Origin of the sequence: Rhodoferax sp. TS-BS-61-7 (assembly GCF_002943465.1) — a bacterium.
In the GTDB taxonomy this organism is placed as follows: Bacteria; Pseudomonadota; Gammaproteobacteria; order Burkholderiales; family Burkholderiaceae_C; genus Allorhodoferax.
On the sequence record NZ_PTQY01000005.1, the window covers coordinates 259,390 to 274,121 of the forward strand.

The 14,732-nt window shown below is 61.0% G+C and carries 17 protein-coding genes; 13 read left to right on the forward strand and 4 right to left on the reverse strand.

Translation table 11 applies throughout. From position 1 onward, the window contains the following. Positions 1-3 precede the first annotated feature (3 nt). The 8 genes from C5F53_RS14945 to C5F53_RS14975 all read left to right on the forward strand — a co-directional run bounded on the left by C5F53_RS14945 (position 4) and on the right by C5F53_RS14975 (position 6,313). On the forward strand, positions 4-921 hold the full coding sequence (locus tag C5F53_RS14945; RefSeq protein WP_105262173.1) for a biotin synthase: 918 nt from the start codon (positions 4-6) through the stop codon (positions 919-921). Positions 922-1,066: 145 nt separating this feature from the next. Then, positions 1,067-1,543 carry a DUF2244 domain-containing protein gene (locus C5F53_RS14950; RefSeq protein ID WP_105262174.1) on the forward strand — a complete coding sequence of 159 codons (477 nt, stop codon included), beginning with the start codon at positions 1,067-1,069 and terminating at the stop codon, positions 1,541-1,543. A 58-nt stretch (positions 1,544-1,601) separates the two neighbouring features. Continuing rightward, positions 1,602-2,786, forward strand: coding sequence for a cytochrome c oxidase subunit II (gene coxB / locus C5F53_RS14955; RefSeq protein WP_105262175.1), 1,185 nt, complete (start codon positions 1,602-1,604; stop codon positions 2,784-2,786). 42 nt (positions 2,787-2,828) lie between these two features. Continuing rightward, complete coding sequence (gene ctaD, locus C5F53_RS14960) at positions 2,829-4,445, forward strand: cytochrome c oxidase subunit I (RefSeq protein WP_105262176.1); 1,617 nt, start codon at positions 2,829-2,831, stop codon at positions 4,443-4,445. After that, on the forward strand, positions 4,445-4,558 hold the full coding sequence (locus C5F53_RS20580; protein ID WP_236635383.1) for a cytochrome oxidase small assembly protein: 114 nt from the start codon (positions 4,445-4,447) through the stop codon (positions 4,556-4,558). Before ctaD ends, C5F53_RS20580 begins: the two co-directional genes overlap by 1 nt. 2 nt (positions 4,559-4,560) lie before the next feature. Continuing rightward, positions 4,561-5,157 (forward strand): cytochrome c oxidase assembly protein, encoded by a 597-nt coding sequence (locus C5F53_RS14965; RefSeq protein WP_105262277.1) that lies wholly within the window; start codon positions 4,561-4,563, stop codon positions 5,155-5,157. Next, entirely contained in the window at positions 5,157-5,378 is a 222-nt protein-coding gene (locus C5F53_RS14970) for a DUF2970 domain-containing protein (RefSeq protein WP_105262177.1), read from the forward strand. The genes C5F53_RS14965 and C5F53_RS14970 overlap by 1 nt, the downstream gene beginning before the upstream one ends. A gap of 53 nt (positions 5,379-5,431) precedes the next feature. Further along, positions 5,432-6,313 carry a cytochrome c oxidase subunit 3 gene (locus C5F53_RS14975; RefSeq protein ID WP_105262178.1) on the forward strand — a complete coding sequence of 294 codons (882 nt, stop codon included), beginning with the start codon at positions 5,432-5,434 and terminating at the stop codon, positions 6,311-6,313. A gap of 58 nt (positions 6,314-6,371) precedes the next feature. Here C5F53_RS14975 and C5F53_RS14980 read toward each other — a convergent pair whose 3' ends face one another. Next, positions 6,372-6,593, reverse strand: a complete 222-nt coding sequence (locus tag C5F53_RS14980; RefSeq protein WP_201740864.1) for a twin transmembrane helix small protein — start codon at positions 6,591-6,593, stop codon at positions 6,372-6,374. A gap of 48 nt (positions 6,594-6,641) precedes the next feature. On the opposite strand from C5F53_RS14980, the gene C5F53_RS14985 reads away from it, so the two are divergent. Genes C5F53_RS14985 through C5F53_RS15005 form a run of 5 tightly spaced genes read left to right on the forward strand, consistent with a single transcriptional unit; the run spans position 6,642 to position 10,674 of the window. Continuing rightward, a complete protein-coding gene (locus C5F53_RS14985; RefSeq protein ID WP_105262179.1) occupies positions 6,642-7,355 on the forward strand; it encodes an SURF1 family protein in 714 nt (237 codons plus the stop codon). Then, positions 7,333-8,019 (forward strand): hypothetical protein, encoded by a 687-nt coding sequence (locus C5F53_RS14990; protein WP_105262180.1) that lies wholly within the window; start codon positions 7,333-7,335, stop codon positions 8,017-8,019. The genes C5F53_RS14985 and C5F53_RS14990 overlap by 23 nt, the downstream gene beginning before the upstream one ends. Before the next feature lie 20 nt (positions 8,020-8,039). Next, complete coding sequence (locus tag C5F53_RS14995; protein ID WP_105262181.1) at positions 8,040-9,161, forward strand: heme A synthase; 1,122 nt, start codon at positions 8,040-8,042, stop codon at positions 9,159-9,161. Continuing rightward, positions 9,158-10,054, forward strand: a complete 897-nt coding sequence (gene cyoE, locus C5F53_RS15000; RefSeq protein ID WP_105262182.1) for a heme o synthase — start codon at positions 9,158-9,160, stop codon at positions 10,052-10,054. Before C5F53_RS14995 ends, cyoE begins: the two co-directional genes overlap by 4 nt. An 8-nt stretch (positions 10,055-10,062) precedes the next feature. Continuing rightward, on the forward strand, positions 10,063-10,674 hold the full coding sequence (locus C5F53_RS15005; protein WP_105262279.1) for an SCO family protein: 612 nt from the start codon (positions 10,063-10,065) through the stop codon (positions 10,672-10,674). Between the two features lie 82 nt (positions 10,675-10,756). Here the strand turns inward: C5F53_RS15005 and C5F53_RS15010 are convergent, their stop codons facing one another. From C5F53_RS15010 to C5F53_RS15020, 3 genes are all read right to left on the reverse strand, one after another. After that, entirely contained in the window at positions 10,757-11,746 is a 990-nt protein-coding gene (locus tag C5F53_RS15010) for a tripartite tricarboxylate transporter substrate binding protein (protein WP_105262183.1), read from the reverse strand. A gap of 95 nt (positions 11,747-11,841) precedes the next feature. Further along, on the reverse strand, positions 11,842-12,783 hold the full coding sequence (gene rpoH / locus C5F53_RS15015; RefSeq protein ID WP_105262184.1) for an RNA polymerase sigma factor RpoH: 942 nt from the start codon (positions 12,781-12,783) through the stop codon (positions 11,842-11,844). 177 nt (positions 12,784-12,960) lie between these two features. Beyond that, positions 12,961-14,640 (reverse strand): AMP-binding protein, encoded by a 1,680-nt coding sequence (locus tag C5F53_RS15020; RefSeq protein WP_105262185.1) that lies wholly within the window; start codon positions 14,638-14,640, stop codon positions 12,961-12,963. Positions 14,641-14,732: the final 92 nt, after the last annotated feature.

Consider the following 14,732-nt stretch of genomic DNA (forward strand, 5'->3'; position numbering starts at 1 on the left):
CCCATGAGCACCCAGCGCCCCCCCACCATCGACCCCGTTGCCGCCACCCGCTGGGCCACCCTGCCACCGCAGCAGACCGAGTCGCCCTGGTTGCACGAAGAGGTGGCGCGTCGCATGGAGGAACGCCTGCAGTGGATCGTGCAAAAACCCCGGCAGTGGGTGCACTGGGGCGCCCTGCAGGGTGGTTTGCAGGCCCAAGCCTTGCTCAGCAAGCGTTACCCGGAATCAGACTGTTTTGTGCTTGAAAGCACCGCAGGTCGTGCGCAAGCAGCTCGCAATTTAATAGCAAAACCCTGGTGGAATCCCCGTGGCTGGACGGGGCCTGCGGTGACGTTTGAGGCGCCTGCGCAGCCGGTGCAGATGTTGTGGGCGAATATGGCCTTGCATACTGCGGCTGACCCCGAAGCGCTCATCGCCGAGTGGCACCGCCTGATCGCGGTCGATGGGTTTGCCATGTTTTCGTGCCTGGGGCCGGACACGCTGCGTGAGTTGCGCGCCGTTTATGCGCGCCTGGGTTGGCCGGTGGCGGGCCATGAGTTCACCGACATGCATGACTGGGGCGACATGCTGGTCCATGCGGGCTTCGCCGAGCCGGTGATGGACATGGAGCGCATCACCTTGACCTATTCCACACCCCAAAGTCTGCTGGCCGAATTGCGCTCGCTGGGGCGCAACCTGCACCCCCAGCGGTTTGCGGGCTTGCGCTCACGCGCCTGGCTGGCACGCCTGCATGCCGCGTTGGCAGAAGGACTCGCCTCGCCCGCAGGTGATGGGCGTTTGCAGCTCACCTTTGAGGTGGTCTATGGGCACGCCTTCAAGCCCGCACCCCGTCTGAACATCCAGGCCGAGACGACCGTGTCACTGGAGCAAATGCGATCCGTTCTCAAGCACGGCCCTGCGGGCCCCAAGGGTGGTGCCTAGGCGATTACCCGAGGCTGGTGGTTTGCCTTTTTGAGGCGGATCAACAGGTTGTCTGCACTACAATGCTAGGAATAAGAGGTAACGGCATTTCCCCCTGCAGTCTCGTCCCGGTTCGGTAACGACCGGGCCTTTTCGGGCAAGACGCATGACGAATCTGGTTTTTCGCTTTGCGACGGTACAAGGGCGGCACGTTCAGTGGTTTTTGCGGCGTAACTGCTCGGTTACGCCACTGCAACTGGTCTGGCTGTATGTGTCACTGTGTGTGGTGTCGCTTGGGATCGGGATGTTTTTCTGGTTCCAGGGCGCGCCCTTGGTGATTCCCTTTGCATCCCTTGAGCTGGTCGCAGTGGGTTTGGCGTTTCTGGCGTATGCCCGGCATGCCACCGACGGCGAGCATATCTCCTTGCAGGAGGGGCAGCTGGTGGTGGAATGGGAAAGTGCGGGCAAGCTGGAGCGTGCCGAGTTTCCGAGGGAATGGGTAAGGGTCGAGCCGCGGGCTGGCAACGGATCTTTGATCGAGTTGTCAGGGCGTGGCAAAACTATCCGGGTAGGTCGGTTTATCAGGCCAGAGCTGCGTCCGCTGCTTGCCAAAGAAATCCGACTCGCGCTGCGCGCAGCCTGACGGGCCGCGTGCAGCTGCAGCGCATTTGGTAATTTTGGGGCTTAGAAAAGTGAATACGATGAAGAGCATATTGAACAAACTGGCTACCCCCTTGCTGGCGGTGGGCGCGTGGGTTGGCACAGCGGCACTGAGCTTGGCACATGCTGTCAATGATTTGCCGGGCGGGCCCGCAGTCAACCAATTGAATCTGCCGCCTGCGGTGACCAACATTGCCCGCGAACAGCAATGGCTGCACTGGTTCATGCTCATCATGTGCTCGGTCATTTTTGTCGCCGTGTTTGCCGTGATGTTTTATTCCATCTGGAAACACCGCAAGTCCCAGGGTTACAAGGCGGCGACTTTCCATGAGTCGGTCACCGTGGAAATCATCTGGACCATTGTTCCTTTTGTTATCGTGATCCTGATGGCCCTGCCTGCCACCAAGGTGGTGGTTGCCATGAAAGACACCACCAACGCCGATCTGACCATCAAGGCCACCGGCATGCAGTGGAAATGGGGCTACGACTACCTCAAGGGCGAAGGTGAAGGCATCGGTTTTGTGTCTACCCTGGATAGCGACCAGCGCGCCATGTCTGATGCGGGCGGCCCCAAGAAGGGTGAGTCGATCGACAACTACCTGCTCAAAGTGGACAACCCGCTGGTCGTGCCCGTGGACAAAAAGGTCCGCATCATCACCACTGCCAATGACGTGATCCACGCTTTTATGGTGCCAGCCTTTGGTATCAAGCAGGATGCGATCCCCGGCTTTGTGCGCGACACCTGGTTCCGTGCTGAAAAGGTCGGCGACTACTACGGCCAGTGCGCCGAGCTGTGCGGCAAAGAACATGCCTACATGCCCATCCATGTGAAGGTGCTGTCGGCAGAAGACTACTCCGCCTGGGTGTCTGCCGAACAAAAGAAAATGGCTGCCAAGCAAGACGACCCGAGCAAGGTCTGGACCTTGGACGACATCAGCAAGCGTGGCGAGAAGGTGTACGCACAAAACTGCGCAGCCTGCCACCAGGCCAACGGCAAGGGCGCTGGCGCCATCAAGCCGGTGGATGGCTCTGCCGTGGTGCTGGACGCTGACAAGAGCAAGCAGATTTTGGTGCTCCTGAATGGCCAAAACAACGGTGCGATGCCTGCCTGGAAGTCCTTGAGCGACACCGACATCGCCGCCGTCATCACCTATACCAAAAACAGCTGGTCTAACAAGACGGGCCAGCTGGTGCAGCCAGCTGATGTGTTGGCCTTGCGCAAGTAATGTGCACCCAACAGAACGCAAAGAATTGAGAAGGACATCAGAATGAGCGCCGTACTAGACCACCACGACCACGCCCATGACGACCACCACCACGCCCCCACGGGCTGGCAGCGCTGGGTGTTTGCGACCAACCACAAAGACATCGGTACCCTGTACCTGTTGTTTAGCTTCACGATGTTGATCATCGGCGGCATCTTGGCCTTGCTGATCCGCGCTGAGCTGTTCCAGCCCGGCCTGCAACTGGTGAATCCCGAGTTGTTCAACTCGCTGACCACCATGCACGGCCTGATCATGGTGTTCGGCGCCATCATGCCGGGCTTCGTGGGTTTTGCGAACTGGATGATTCCGCTGCAAATCGGCGCATCCGACATGGCGTTCGCCCGTATGAATAACTTCAGCTTCTGGCTGATGATTCCTGCGGCTGGCATGCTGGTGGGCTCCTTCTTTATGCCCGGTGGCGCACCCGCTGCCGGCTGGACGCTGTACGCACCGCTGACCCTGCAAATGGGCCCCTCCATGGACGCTGGTATTTTTGCCATGCACATCCTGGGTGCTTCTTCCATCATGGGTTCGATCAACATCATCGTGACCATTCTCAACATGCGCGCGCCTGGCATGACGCTGATGAAGATGCCCATGTTCGCCTGGACTTGGTTGATTACTGCCTATTTGCTGATCGCCGTGATGCCCGTGTTGGCTGGCGCGATCACCATGACGCTGACGGACCGCCACTTCGGCACCAGCTTCTTCAACCCCGCTGGCGGCGGTGACCCGGTGATGTACCAACACATCTTCTGGTTCTTCGGCCACCCCGAGGTGTACATCATGATTTTGCCGGCCTTCGGCATCGTGAGCCAGATTGTTCCCGCCTTTGCCCGCAAGAAGCTGTTCGGCTACGCCTCCATGGTGTACGCCACCTCTTCCATCGCCATCCTGTCCTTCATCGTGTGGGCCCACCACATGTTTACCACCGGCATGCCGGTGACAGGCCAGCTGTTCTTCATGTACGCCACCATGCTGATCGCGGTGCCGACTGCTGTGAAGATCTTCAACTGGATCGCCACCATGTGGCAGGGTTCCATGACGTTTGAAACCCCCATGCTGTTTGCGGTGGGCTTCATCTTCGTATTCACCATGGGTGGTTTCACCGGCCTGATTCTGGCCATGGCGCCCATCGACATCCAGTTGCAAGACACCTATTACGTGGTGGCCCACTTCCACTATGTGCTGGTGGCAGGTTCCCTGTATGCCATGTTCGCCGGTTTCTACTACTGGGTTCCCAAGTGGACGGGCGTGATGTACAGCGAAACACGCGGCAAGATCCACTTCTGGTGGTCGCTGATTGCGTTCAACATCACCTTCTTCCCCATGCACTTCCTGGGCTTGGCGGGTATGCCACGTCGGTATGCCGACTACCCCATGCAGTTTGCTGATTTCAATGCCGTGGCTACCGTGGGCGCATTTGCCTTCGGTCTGGCGCAGGTCTATTTCTTCGTCTGTATCGTGGTGCCCGCCATGATGGGCAAGGGCGAAAAAGCGCCCCAGAAGCCTTGGGAAGCCGCTGAAGGCCTGGAGTGGGAAGTGCCATCGCCTGCACCGTTCCACACGTTCGAGAACCCACCCAAGCTGGACGCCACAGCGACCAAGGTGATCGGTTAATGGCTACGCCAGAGCAAAAGAAAGCCAATCTACGCCTGGGCCTGATTTTGGCCTCGGTGGCGGTGCTGTTTTTTGTGGGCTTTATGGCACGCCTGGTTCTGCTGGGTAAATGAGCATGGGCCTCAAGCGCGAAAACTCCCGCATGTTGGGCAAGCTGGCGGTGATCACCGTTGGCATGTTCGCGTTCGGTTACGCGCTGGTCCCCATTTACAAAACCATTTGTGAAATGACGGGCATCAATGTGCTGGCCTTGGGTGAGCAGATGCTGACCGGCCAGAAGGCGCAGGCGAGTAACACCCAGGTGGACACCAGCCGCACCATCACCGTGGAGTTTGATGCCAATGCGCGCGGGCCCTGGGAATTCAAACCCGCGCAGCGTTCATTACAAGTACATCCCGGTGAACTGACGACGGTGGTCTACGAATTCCAGAATGTGCAAAACCGCCGCATGTCGGCGCAGGCCATTCCCAGTTATGCGCCCATGCAGGCCTCGGCGCATTTCAACAAGCTGGAGTGTTTTTGTTTCAACCAGTACACGCTGGAACCCGGTGAAAAGAAGTCGTGGCCTGTGGTGTTTGTGATTGATCCCAAGCTGTCCAAAGATGTCCGTACGATTACCTTGTCGTACACCTTTTTTGAGGTCGGTGGCAAAACGCCCCCCGCCCCGGTTGCGATCGTAAAACCCTCGGTTGCAGAAAGCGCAGGCTCCTGATGGCTGCCGATGGTGTGAATACGGCGGACAAGCCCAAGGCCTCGTTTCTGCGCAGCGTGAAGCTGGTGGCGTGGTCTTTTTTGGGTATCCGCAGTAGCAAAGGCTACCGCGACGATCTGGCCAAAGTGAACCCCCTGCATGTGGTGCTGGTGGGCTTGGTCGGTGCAGTGGTGCTGGTAGTCGGTTTGATCAGTTTGGCGAAATGGGTCGTGGCCGCGTAGGCCATCGATTGGCGCATTTCAGAGATTTGGATTAGAGAAGGAATGGAGCAAAAATGAGTTCAACAACGCATGGTGGAACCCCGTACTACTTTGTACCCGGCCCTTCACGCCACCCGGTCATGGCAGCTGCCGGGCTGTTTTTTGTGATTCTGGGTGCAGGCCAGTGGATCAACGGCGCAGACTGGGGCAAATATTCCCTGGCGCTGGGCATGGTCTGGTGGCTGGTGGTGTTGTACCAATGGTTTGGTGACGCCATTGCCGAGAGCGAAGGCGGGCAGTACGGTCGCAAGATCGACCTGTCTTTCCGCTGGAGCATGAGCTGGTTCATCTTCTCCGAAGTGATGTTTTTTGGCGCCTTCTTCACGGCCTTGTGGTGGGCACGCTCCCACTCGGTGCCCGCTTTGGGCAGCCTGGAAAATGCATTGCTTTGGCCTGACTTCAAAGCCGTATGGCCCAGCCTGGTAGCCGGTGTGACGGCTTCGCCGGCAGGCATTGTGGAACCCTTCACCACTATGGGACCGTTCTGGTTGCCCACCATCAACACTGCTTTGCTGTTGACCTCTGGTGTGACTTTGACGATCGCCCACCACGCTTTGGTGGACGGTAACCGCAGCAAGACCATTGGTTTCATGTGGGCCACCGTGTTGCTGGGTGTGACTTTCCTCTTTGTGCAAGGGTATGAGTATTACCACGCGTACACCGCGTACAACCTTAAGCTCAGCTCGGGTGTGTTCGGTTCTACCTTCTACATGCTGACCGGTTTTCACGGTTTCCACGTGTTTGTGGGCATGTTGATGTTGTTGTTCATTACCTTGCGCCTGCAAAAGGGCCACTTCACCTCGGAGCGCCACTTCGGTTTTGAAGGCGCCGCCTGGTACTGGCACTTTGTGGACGTGGTGTGGTTGGGCTTGTACGTGTTGGTGTACTGGCTCTAAGTACTATTTGCCGCACAAAAAAAGGCACCGCTTGCGGTGCCTTTTTTAATGGAGCGGTTTAGCTGCCCTGCGGAATGCCCGTGGGGTGGATATAACCCAGCTTCCAGGCCAACAAAATGCACACAAACAGCACAATGGAAAAGCCCACCCGCAAGGCTAACGCCCGCGCCATGCCGCGTGACTTGTTGCTGTGCGCCTGGCCGCCGCGCAACATGAAAAACAGGGCAGCGCCCAGGCTGGCCAGGATGGCGAGGAACGCAAGTGCGACGAGTAGGGTCATGCGGGGGATTATCCCGTGAGTCTGCGTTGGCGTCGCGTGGTGGTGGGAATGGCCGCGGTTGCTGCGGTGGCGTTGGCCGTCTCGTTGGGGCGCTGGCAGCTGGACCGTGCGGCGCAGAAAGAGGCCTTGGCCCAGTCCATCCAGACCCAGGGCAGCAAAGCGGCGCTGGCGGCCGGCGACATCCTGCAGGCGACCCAGCGTGACACGCTGGTGTACCGCACAGTGCGCCTGCGCGGGCATTGGTTGCCCGAGCGTACGGTTTACCTGGACAACCGGCAAATGCAGGGCCGGGTGGGCTTTTTTGTGCTCACCCCGCTGCAACTGGCCGACAGCCCTGCCGTGGTGATGGTGCAGCGCGGCTGGGCACCCCGCAATTTTGAAGACCGCACCGCTTTGCCCACCGTGCACACCCCGGTCGCAGAGGTGGTGCTGGAAGGCCGGATGGCCCCGCCTCCGTCCAAGCTTTACGAGCCGGGTCCTTCGTCCGCGGGCGCAATCCGGCAAAATCTCGACCTGGCCCAGTTCCAACAGGAAACGGGCCTGCCGCTTGTACAAGACCTGAGCGTGGTGCAGACCGGTGCTGCCAGCGAAGGCCTGTTGCGAGAGTGGCCTGAAATCAATCTGGGTGTCGACAAACATTACGGTTACGCGGCGCAGTGGTTTGCACTGGCGGCCCTGATCGTGGTGTTGTACGCGTGGTTTCAGCTTCGTCCCGTTTTATTTGTTTCCAAGGATTCCCATGTCTCGCGCCAACCCGAATGACGACCACCCCCTGGGCCTGACCGTGCACTCCCTGCCAGTCCCCGAGCAGGGGTTGGCCGATGGCGGCCGCACGCGGGGCGGGCGCTGGAAGATGCTGCTGGTGCTGCTGGTCTGCGCCGCACCGGTGATTGCCTCCTACTTCACCTATTACGTGGTGCGGCCCGAGGGCCGGCGCAACTTCGGCACGCTGGTTGACCCGCAGCGGCCTTTGCCTGATGTAGTGGGGACGGCACTGGACGGCACCTCCGTAAACCTGCGCAGCCTCAAAGGCCAATGGCTGTTTGTGAGTGTGGCCGGCGCCGACTGCAATGCCGACTGTGCCCAACGCCTGTATTTGCAACGCCAGTTGCGCGAGGGGCTGGGCAAAGAGAAAGACCGTCTGGACTGGGTCTGGCTGATCAATGACACCCAGCCCGTGGCGGAGGCCCTGTTGCCCGCGCTCAAGGGCGCCACCGTCCTGCGTGTTCCGCAGGCCGACCTGACCGCCTGGCTGGTGGCCCAAGAGGGCGCGGCGGTGCCCGACCATCTGTATGTGGTGGACCCGATCGGCAACCTGATGATGCGTTTTCCGCCCAAACTGGATGCCGAAGGCGCCCCCAAGGCCAAGCGTGACCTGGACCGCCTGATGCGTGCTGCCGCTTTCTGGGACAAGGCCGGTCGTTAAGACCGGGGGCCGCGCACACCATGTCCACTGCCTTGTACGACCTGTCGCCCCTGCTGCGCCTGTTGCTGGTTGGTGTGGCGCTGGCTGCCGTGCCGCTGCTGTGGGTGCTGCTGCGCCACCGGCGCACCAGCCCCATGGGGCGTTACCAGGCGCTCACCATCATCACCTTGTTTCTGACGTTTGACCTGGTGCTGTTTGGCGCCTTCACCCGCCTGACCGACAGCGGCCTGGGGTGCCCCGACTGGCCCGGTTGTTACGGCAGCGCCAGCCCGCTGGGCGCCCGCGACGCCATTGCCACCGCGCAGGCCGCCATGCCTACCGGCCCGGTGACACACAGCAAGGCCTGGGTGGAAATGGTGCACCGCTACCTGGCCACGGGTGTGGGGGGCTTGATTCTGGTGTTGGCAGTGTCGGCCTGGCTGGGCCGCAAAAGTTACCTTCAGCAACACCGCGTGAGCCCGTGGTTGCCCACCTTTACCCTGGTATGGGTGTGTGTGCAGGGCGCGTTTGGCGCGCTCACGGTGACCATGAAATTGTTTCCCGCCATCGTGAGCCTGCATCTGCTGGGCGCCTATCTGCTGCTGGCGCTGCTGACGGTGCAGGTGGTGCGCAACGGCGGCATGGTGGCTGCCGGGGTGCCGTCCTGGGTCAAGCCCTGGGCCGCCGCCGCACTGGCCATGCTGGTACTGCAAGCTGCCTCCGGCGCCTGGGTCAGCACCAACTACGCGGTGCTGGCCTGTACCGAATTTCCCATGTGCCAGGGCAACTGGTGGCCGGCGATGGACTTTGCCGGTGCGCTGGAACTCTGGCGGCCCCTTGGCGTGAGTCAGGATGGCGGCCACATCAGCTTCCAAGCGCTGACCGCGATTCACTTCACCCACCGCCTGCTGGCCGTGTGCACCGTGCTGTTGCTGACCAGTTTGGCCTGGCGCCTGCGTGCCGTGGTGGCGCTGCACAAGCCTGCGCGCTGGCTCGGTGGTTTGTTGCTTTTGCAAGTGGCCACGGGCCTGAGCAATGTGGTGCTGGACTGGCCGCTGCTGGCGGCCGTGTTGCACACGGGTGGCGCGGGGGCTTTGCTGGTAACCCTGGTGTGGACTTTGACCCTGGCGGGCCAGCCCCCCTTGAACGGAAAAACGGAATGACTGCGAACGCTTCTACGGCCAACCTCTCGGTGCTGCGCCAATTTCATGCGCTGACCAAACCCCGGGTGATTCAGCTCATCGTCTTCTGTGCCCTCATCGGCATGGTGCTGGCGGTGCCCGGTGTGCCCACCTTCCCGCAAATCGGCCTGGCCGCCATCGCCTGCGCGGGCATCTACCTGGTGGCGGGTGCGGCCGCAGCATTTAACTGCATTGTGGAAAAAGGCATTGACGCCAAGATGAAGCGCACCGCCTGGCGCCCCACGGCGCGTGGTGAGCTCAGCGACACGCAAACCCTGATTTTCTCGGCTCTGCTGTGCGTCGCCGGTTCGGCCATTCTGTATGTCTGGGTCAACCCGCTCACCATGTGGCTGACCTTTGCCACCTTTGTCGGTTACGCGGTCGTTTACACCGTCATCCTCAAGCCGCTCACACCACAAAACATTGTCATTGGCGGTGCATCGGGCGCCATGCCGCCGGTGCTGGGCTGGGCCGCCATGACGGGTGACGTGGGTCCCGAGGCGCTCATCCTGTTTCTCATCATCTTCTTGTGGACGCCGCCGCACTTCTGGGCGCTGGCCTTGTACCGGGTAGAGGACTACCGCAAGTCCGGCTTGCCCATGTTGCCAGTCACACACGGCAGCGAGTTCACGCGCCTGCAAATCCTGCTCTACACCATCATCCTGGCGGCGGCCTGTGTGTTCCCGTTTGTGTATGGCATGAGCTCCTGGCTTTACCTGGTGGTGGCGCTGGGCTTGAGCGCCGGCTTTTGCTGGTACGCCGTGCGCCTGCTGCGCAACTACTCGGACGAGCTGGCACGCGCCACTTTCCGCTTCTCCCTCATCCACCTGAGCGTGCTGTTTGCCGCACTGCTGGTAGACCATTACCTTCTGTGAGCCCTGCCATGAATAAACGTTTTGCTCTTAAATCGATAGCTGCTGGCGCACTGTCCATGGGCGCTATGGCCGTTTTGACTGCCTGTTCCGAGCAAAAGCCCTCGTTTGCCTCGGTGGACGTCACTGGCGCCAACTACGCCAAGGACTTTGAGCTGACCGACCACAACGGCCAGCTGCGCCACCTGACCGATTTCAAGGGCAAGGTGGTGGTGATGTTTTTTGGCTTCACCCAGTGCCCCGATGTGTGCCCCACCTCCATGGCCGAGCTGGCCGATGTCAAGCAGTTGCTGGGCAAAGACGGTGACCGTCTGCAAGGCCTGTTTGTGACGGTGGACCCGGAGCGCGACACGCCCGAGGTGCTCAAGGCCTACATGGGCAACTTCGACCCCAGCTTCTTGGCCCTGACCACCACGCCCGAGAAACTGGCCGTGCTGGCCAAGGATTACAAGGTCTATTACAAAAAGGTGGAGGGTAAGACCCCCACCAGCTACACCATGGACCACTCGGCAGGCAGCTACATCTACGACCCGCAGGGAAATCTGCGCCTGTTCACGCGTTATGGCAGCGGTGCCAAGGTGCTGGCGTCCGACATCGCCCAGCTGCTCAAAAGCAGTTCCTGAACAAAATAAGAGCCAAATAGACTGCTAGCCCCCGTGGAATAAGCGCAAGCAGCTCCTATTTTTATAGTGGCTGGCGTCTTGTTCAGTCGATCTTGATGCCCTGGCTGGCGATGATTCCGCCCAACAACGCGGTGTCAGACTTCACGCGCAGGCGTAGGCCCTCAGCCGTGGTGCCCACCACCGTCCAGCCCTGCTGAAACAACTTTTGGCGCATCTCGGGGCTGCGCGCAATCTCGCTGAACAGTGTGGCCAGCTTGGCCGCGGCTGCCGGTGGCAGGCTGTTGGGGGCGGCCACGGCGTTCCAGATCTCCAGGTTGAAGTTCTTCACACCCGCTTCGGACAGGCTGGGAATCTCCGGCGCCAGCGGGCTGCGCACGCTGGCGGTCACTCCAATCGCCTTGAGCTTGCCGGCCTTGATTTGGGCGTTGGCCAGCGCCGGGGGCAGCAGGCTCAGGTGCAGGTCACCGGTAATCATGGCCGTGGCCACCTGCGGGTAGCCGGGGTAGGGCACATGCACCGGGGCAATCTTGGCCTGCGACTTGAGCAGTTCCATGCCCAGGTGGCCCACGGTGCCCATGCCGGGGGTGCCGTAGTTCCAGCGGTCGCCGGCGGTACGCGCGGCCTGCAAAAACTCGGCGGCGTTGTTGCCTGGGGCGTTGGCCGGTGCCGTCAGTACCAAGGGCGACACACCGAGCAGGCTGATCGGCTGCAGGTCCTTGAGCGGGTCGTAACTCAGCTTGGGGTTGAGTAGCTTGGCAATCGTCATATTGCCGTTGATCATCAAGCCGATGGTGTGGTCGTCCGTGGCCTTGGCCACCGCATCGGCCGCAATGTTGCCGGCCGCGCCCACCTTGTTTTCCACAATCACCGGCTGGCCCAGCGCTTTGGACAGCGGCTCGGCAAAGGCGCGCGCCGTCAGGTCGGGCGAGGAGCCACCGGGAAAGCCCACGATGATGCGCAGCGACTTGCTCGGCCAGGCCGCGGTTTGAGGTGTTTTTTGGGCCCAAGCCTCCGTGGATAGTGCGCAAGCAGCTATAGAAAGTGTAGCAATGGTGAGCGTACGGCGTTGCATGGTGAGGTGTCTCCAGAATAAAAAAGGCCCCTGCGGTGGGGGCCTGCAGGGGCATTGTCGCGCAAGCGCTGCAGCGCCTGGCTCGGGGTTGCTACTCAGGCGTAGGCGGCCAGGGCAGTCTTCATCTTCTTCATGGCCGCCACCTCGATCTGGCGGATGCGCTCAGCGCTCACGCCGTATTCGGCTGCCAGGTCGTGCAGTGTCATGCCGCCCGAGCTGTCGTCGTTCACCTTGAGCCAGCGTTCTTCCACGATGCGGCGGCTGCGGTCGTCCAGGCTGGCCAGTGCGGTGGCAATGCCGTCGGTTGCCAGCACATCGCGCTGGCGCGCCTCAATCATGGCCACGGGCTCGTGGTTGGTGTCGGTCAGGTAGGCGATGGGGCCAAACGCGTCTTCACCGTCGTCAGACGGCGAGGGGTCCAACAGCACATCGCCACCGGACAGACGGGTTTCCATCTCCAGCACGTCTTCGGGCTTCACATTCAGCTCGCGTGCCATCGCGTCCACCTGGGCGGGGTTCAGTGTCTCGCGGTGGGTGTCCAGGTCGGCGGCGGCATCTTCACCTTTAAAACGCTGCTTCATGGAGCGCAGGTTGAAGAACAGCTTGCGCTGGGCCTTGGTGGTGGCCACCTTGACCATGCGCCAGTTCTTCAGGATGTATTCGTGGATTTCGGCCTTGATCCAGTGCAGCGCGTAGCTCACCAGGCGCACGCCCTGTTCGGGGTCGAAGCGCTTGACGGCCTTCATCAGGCCCACGTTGCCCTCCTGGATCAGGTCGCCGTGGGGCAGGCCATAACCCAGGTACTGGCGCGACACCGACACCACCAGGCGCAAGTGAGAGAGCACTAACTTACCGGCAGCGTCAAGGTCATTGTCATTCTTGAACTTGCGGGCAAACTCCTGCTCTTCTTCCAGCGTGAGCATGGGCAGGCGGTTGGCGGCAGAAATATAGGCATCCAGGTTCCCCAGCGGCGGCACCAGCGACCACGGATTGGCCGGGGCCAGGGCAGTTTGGGGCATAGCGAGCAGTGTGGACATGCAGAACCTCCTTGTGTTCAAACTTCATATTAGCACTCGTAGGGGTTGAGTGCTAAAGGGAAGTTCAATGACCCCAATAGGAATCGGATGAAGTTGTGTAAAGCCGCGTGTCCTTGATTTTTGGGCGCAAAAAAGGGGCCGAAGCCCCTTGTCCATTCAAAAGCAGGTGGGTGGCGCTCAGGCCCACTGCACCGTGCCTTTGCCGGCGTACCAGTTGCCCAGCTGGGTTTCCACGGCCGCTTCGATACGGTTGCGGCGGATTTTCATGGTGGGGGTCAGGAAGCCGTTTTCGATCGACCACGGTTCGGGGGCGATCACCAGCATCTGCAGCCTCTCGTAATCCGGCAGCTCGGCGTTCACGTCCTTGAGCAGCTGGGTCAGGTCGGCGGTGATCTGGGCTTTGACGGCGGGGTCCTTGACCGTGGGGCGCACGGTTTCGGCCAGCACCACCATGGCGTAGGCCGAGGGTTGGCCCACGCCCGACACCATGCTCAGCTCGATCAGCGGGCAGGCGTTGATGCGGTTTTCAATCGGCGCAGGTGCCACGTACTTGCCCTTGGAGGTCTTGAACAGCTCTTTCACACGGCCGGTCAGGCGCAGCAGGCCGTCGGCGCGGCGTTCGCCCTTGTCACCGGTGCGGAAGAAGCCGTCTTCGGTGAAGACTTCAGCGTCCAGGTCGGGGCGTTTGTAGTAACCCACAAACTGGCCGGGCGACTTGATCAACACCTCGCCGTCCTCGCTTAGCCGCACTTCCACGCCCTTGAGCGGCACGCCCACACAACCGGGGGCGTTCACCTTGTCGGTGGAGTTGTGCGAGTAGGCAAAGTCCTCCGTCATGGCGTAGCCTTCAATGAGGTTGAGCCCCAGGCGGCGGTACCAGGCAATCAGCTCAGCCGGAATGGGCGCAGAGCCGCTACCAGCCAGCAACGCGTGGTCCAGGCCCAGGCCCTTGAGCACCTTGCGCCCGACGATCTTGCCCAGGATGGGAATGCTGAGCAGTCGGTCCAGCTTTTTGGGCGGCATTTTGGCAAACACGCCTTGCTGGAACTTGAGCCAGAGCCGCGGCACCGAGATAAAGGTCACGGGCTTGGCGCGGTTCAGGTCTTGTACAAAAGTCTCCAGCGACTCGGCGAAGAACAAATGGGTATTGCCATCGACCAGCGATGCGCTTTCCACCCAGGCACGCTCAAACACGTGTGCCAAGGGCAGGTAAGAGAGCATGCGGTTTTTCACATCTGCGCCAATGCGCGACTTGGTGTCGCGGTTGATGCCTTCGGCCGCCGCGGTGATGCGCTCAAAGCTGTGCATCACGCCCTTGGGCTGGCCGGTGGAGCCCGAGGTGTACATCAAGATGCCAATGTCGGTGGCTGCGCGCGCCACCTTGCCTTGCAGGGGCTGGGTGCGGGCAACCACGGCGTCCCAGCTCTCAAAGCTGTTCTTGGGCGCCAGGGGGAAGGCAATGCGGGGCAGGTCTGCCGGAATGCCGGGCAGCTGCTGGTCAAAGGTGTCGAGTTTGCCCACAAACAGCAGGCTGGCCTCGCTGTGCTCCAGCACGTAACGCACGGTGTCGGCCGTCTCGGTGGGGAAGATGGCCACCGTGGTGCCGCCGGCTAGCCAAATGGCCAGTTCCGCCATGATGAAGTGGGCGCAGTTTTTGGACAGGATGGCAATACGTGCGCCGGGCGCCAGGTTCTGCGCCTTCAGGTGCGTGGCCATGCGGCGCGACTCGTCCATCACCTGGCGCCAGGTGTAGTCTTTGACCTGGCCGCCCCCCACGGGTTGGGTCAGGTAGACCTGGTCGGCCAGCGTGGCCTCATGGTCGTAAACGTAGTCGAGGATGAGTTTGGCTTGGGCCATGGATTTGTCTCCTGTTTTTAAAATACTTGCGGCATTGTCTGGTGATTTGGCGGCAGTAGAGAGCTTTGGGCGACTATTTCCCTGCAAAAACG

Excerpts from the sequence above, each read along its gene's own strand:
- C5F53_RS14945 (WP_105262173.1), top strand. The coding sequence starts at position 4 with ATGAGCACCCAGCGCCCCCCCACCATCGACCCCGTTGCCGCCACCCGC.
- C5F53_RS14950 (WP_105262174.1), top strand. The coding sequence starts at position 1,067 with ATGACGAATCTGGTTTTTCGCTTTGCGACGGTACAAGGGCGGCACGTT.
- coxB (WP_105262175.1), top strand. The coding sequence starts at position 1,602 with ATGAAGAGCATATTGAACAAACTGGCTACCCCCTTGCTGGCGGTGGGC.
- ctaD (WP_105262176.1), top strand. The coding sequence starts at position 2,829 with ATGAGCGCCGTACTAGACCACCACGACCACGCCCATGACGACCACCAC.
- C5F53_RS20580 (WP_236635383.1), top strand. The coding sequence starts at position 4,445 with ATGGCTACGCCAGAGCAAAAGAAAGCCAATCTACGCCTGGGCCTGATT.
- C5F53_RS14965 (WP_105262277.1), top strand. The coding sequence starts at position 4,561 with ATGGGCCTCAAGCGCGAAAACTCCCGCATGTTGGGCAAGCTGGCGGTG.
- C5F53_RS14970 (WP_105262177.1), top strand. The coding sequence starts at position 5,157 with ATGGCTGCCGATGGTGTGAATACGGCGGACAAGCCCAAGGCCTCGTTT.
- C5F53_RS14975 (WP_105262178.1), top strand. The coding sequence starts at position 5,432 with ATGAGTTCAACAACGCATGGTGGAACCCCGTACTACTTTGTACCCGGC.
- C5F53_RS14980 (WP_201740864.1), bottom strand. The coding sequence starts at position 6,593 with ATGACCCTACTCGTCGCACTTGCGTTCCTCGCCATCCTGGCCAGCCTG.
- C5F53_RS14985 (WP_105262179.1), top strand. The coding sequence starts at position 6,642 with ATGGCCGCGGTTGCTGCGGTGGCGTTGGCCGTCTCGTTGGGGCGCTGG.
- C5F53_RS14990 (WP_105262180.1), top strand. The coding sequence starts at position 7,333 with ATGTCTCGCGCCAACCCGAATGACGACCACCCCCTGGGCCTGACCGTG.
- C5F53_RS14995 (WP_105262181.1), top strand. The coding sequence starts at position 8,040 with ATGTCCACTGCCTTGTACGACCTGTCGCCCCTGCTGCGCCTGTTGCTG.
- cyoE (WP_105262182.1), top strand. The coding sequence starts at position 9,158 with ATGACTGCGAACGCTTCTACGGCCAACCTCTCGGTGCTGCGCCAATTT.
- C5F53_RS15005 (WP_105262279.1), top strand. The coding sequence starts at position 10,063 with ATGAATAAACGTTTTGCTCTTAAATCGATAGCTGCTGGCGCACTGTCC.
- C5F53_RS15010 (WP_105262183.1), bottom strand. The coding sequence starts at position 11,746 with ATGCAACGCCGTACGCTCACCATTGCTACACTTTCTATAGCTGCTTGC.
- rpoH (WP_105262184.1), bottom strand. The coding sequence starts at position 12,783 with ATGTCCACACTGCTCGCTATGCCCCAAACTGCCCTGGCCCCGGCCAAT.
- C5F53_RS15020 (WP_105262185.1), bottom strand. The coding sequence starts at position 14,640 with ATGGCCCAAGCCAAACTCATCCTCGACTACGTTTACGACCATGAGGCC.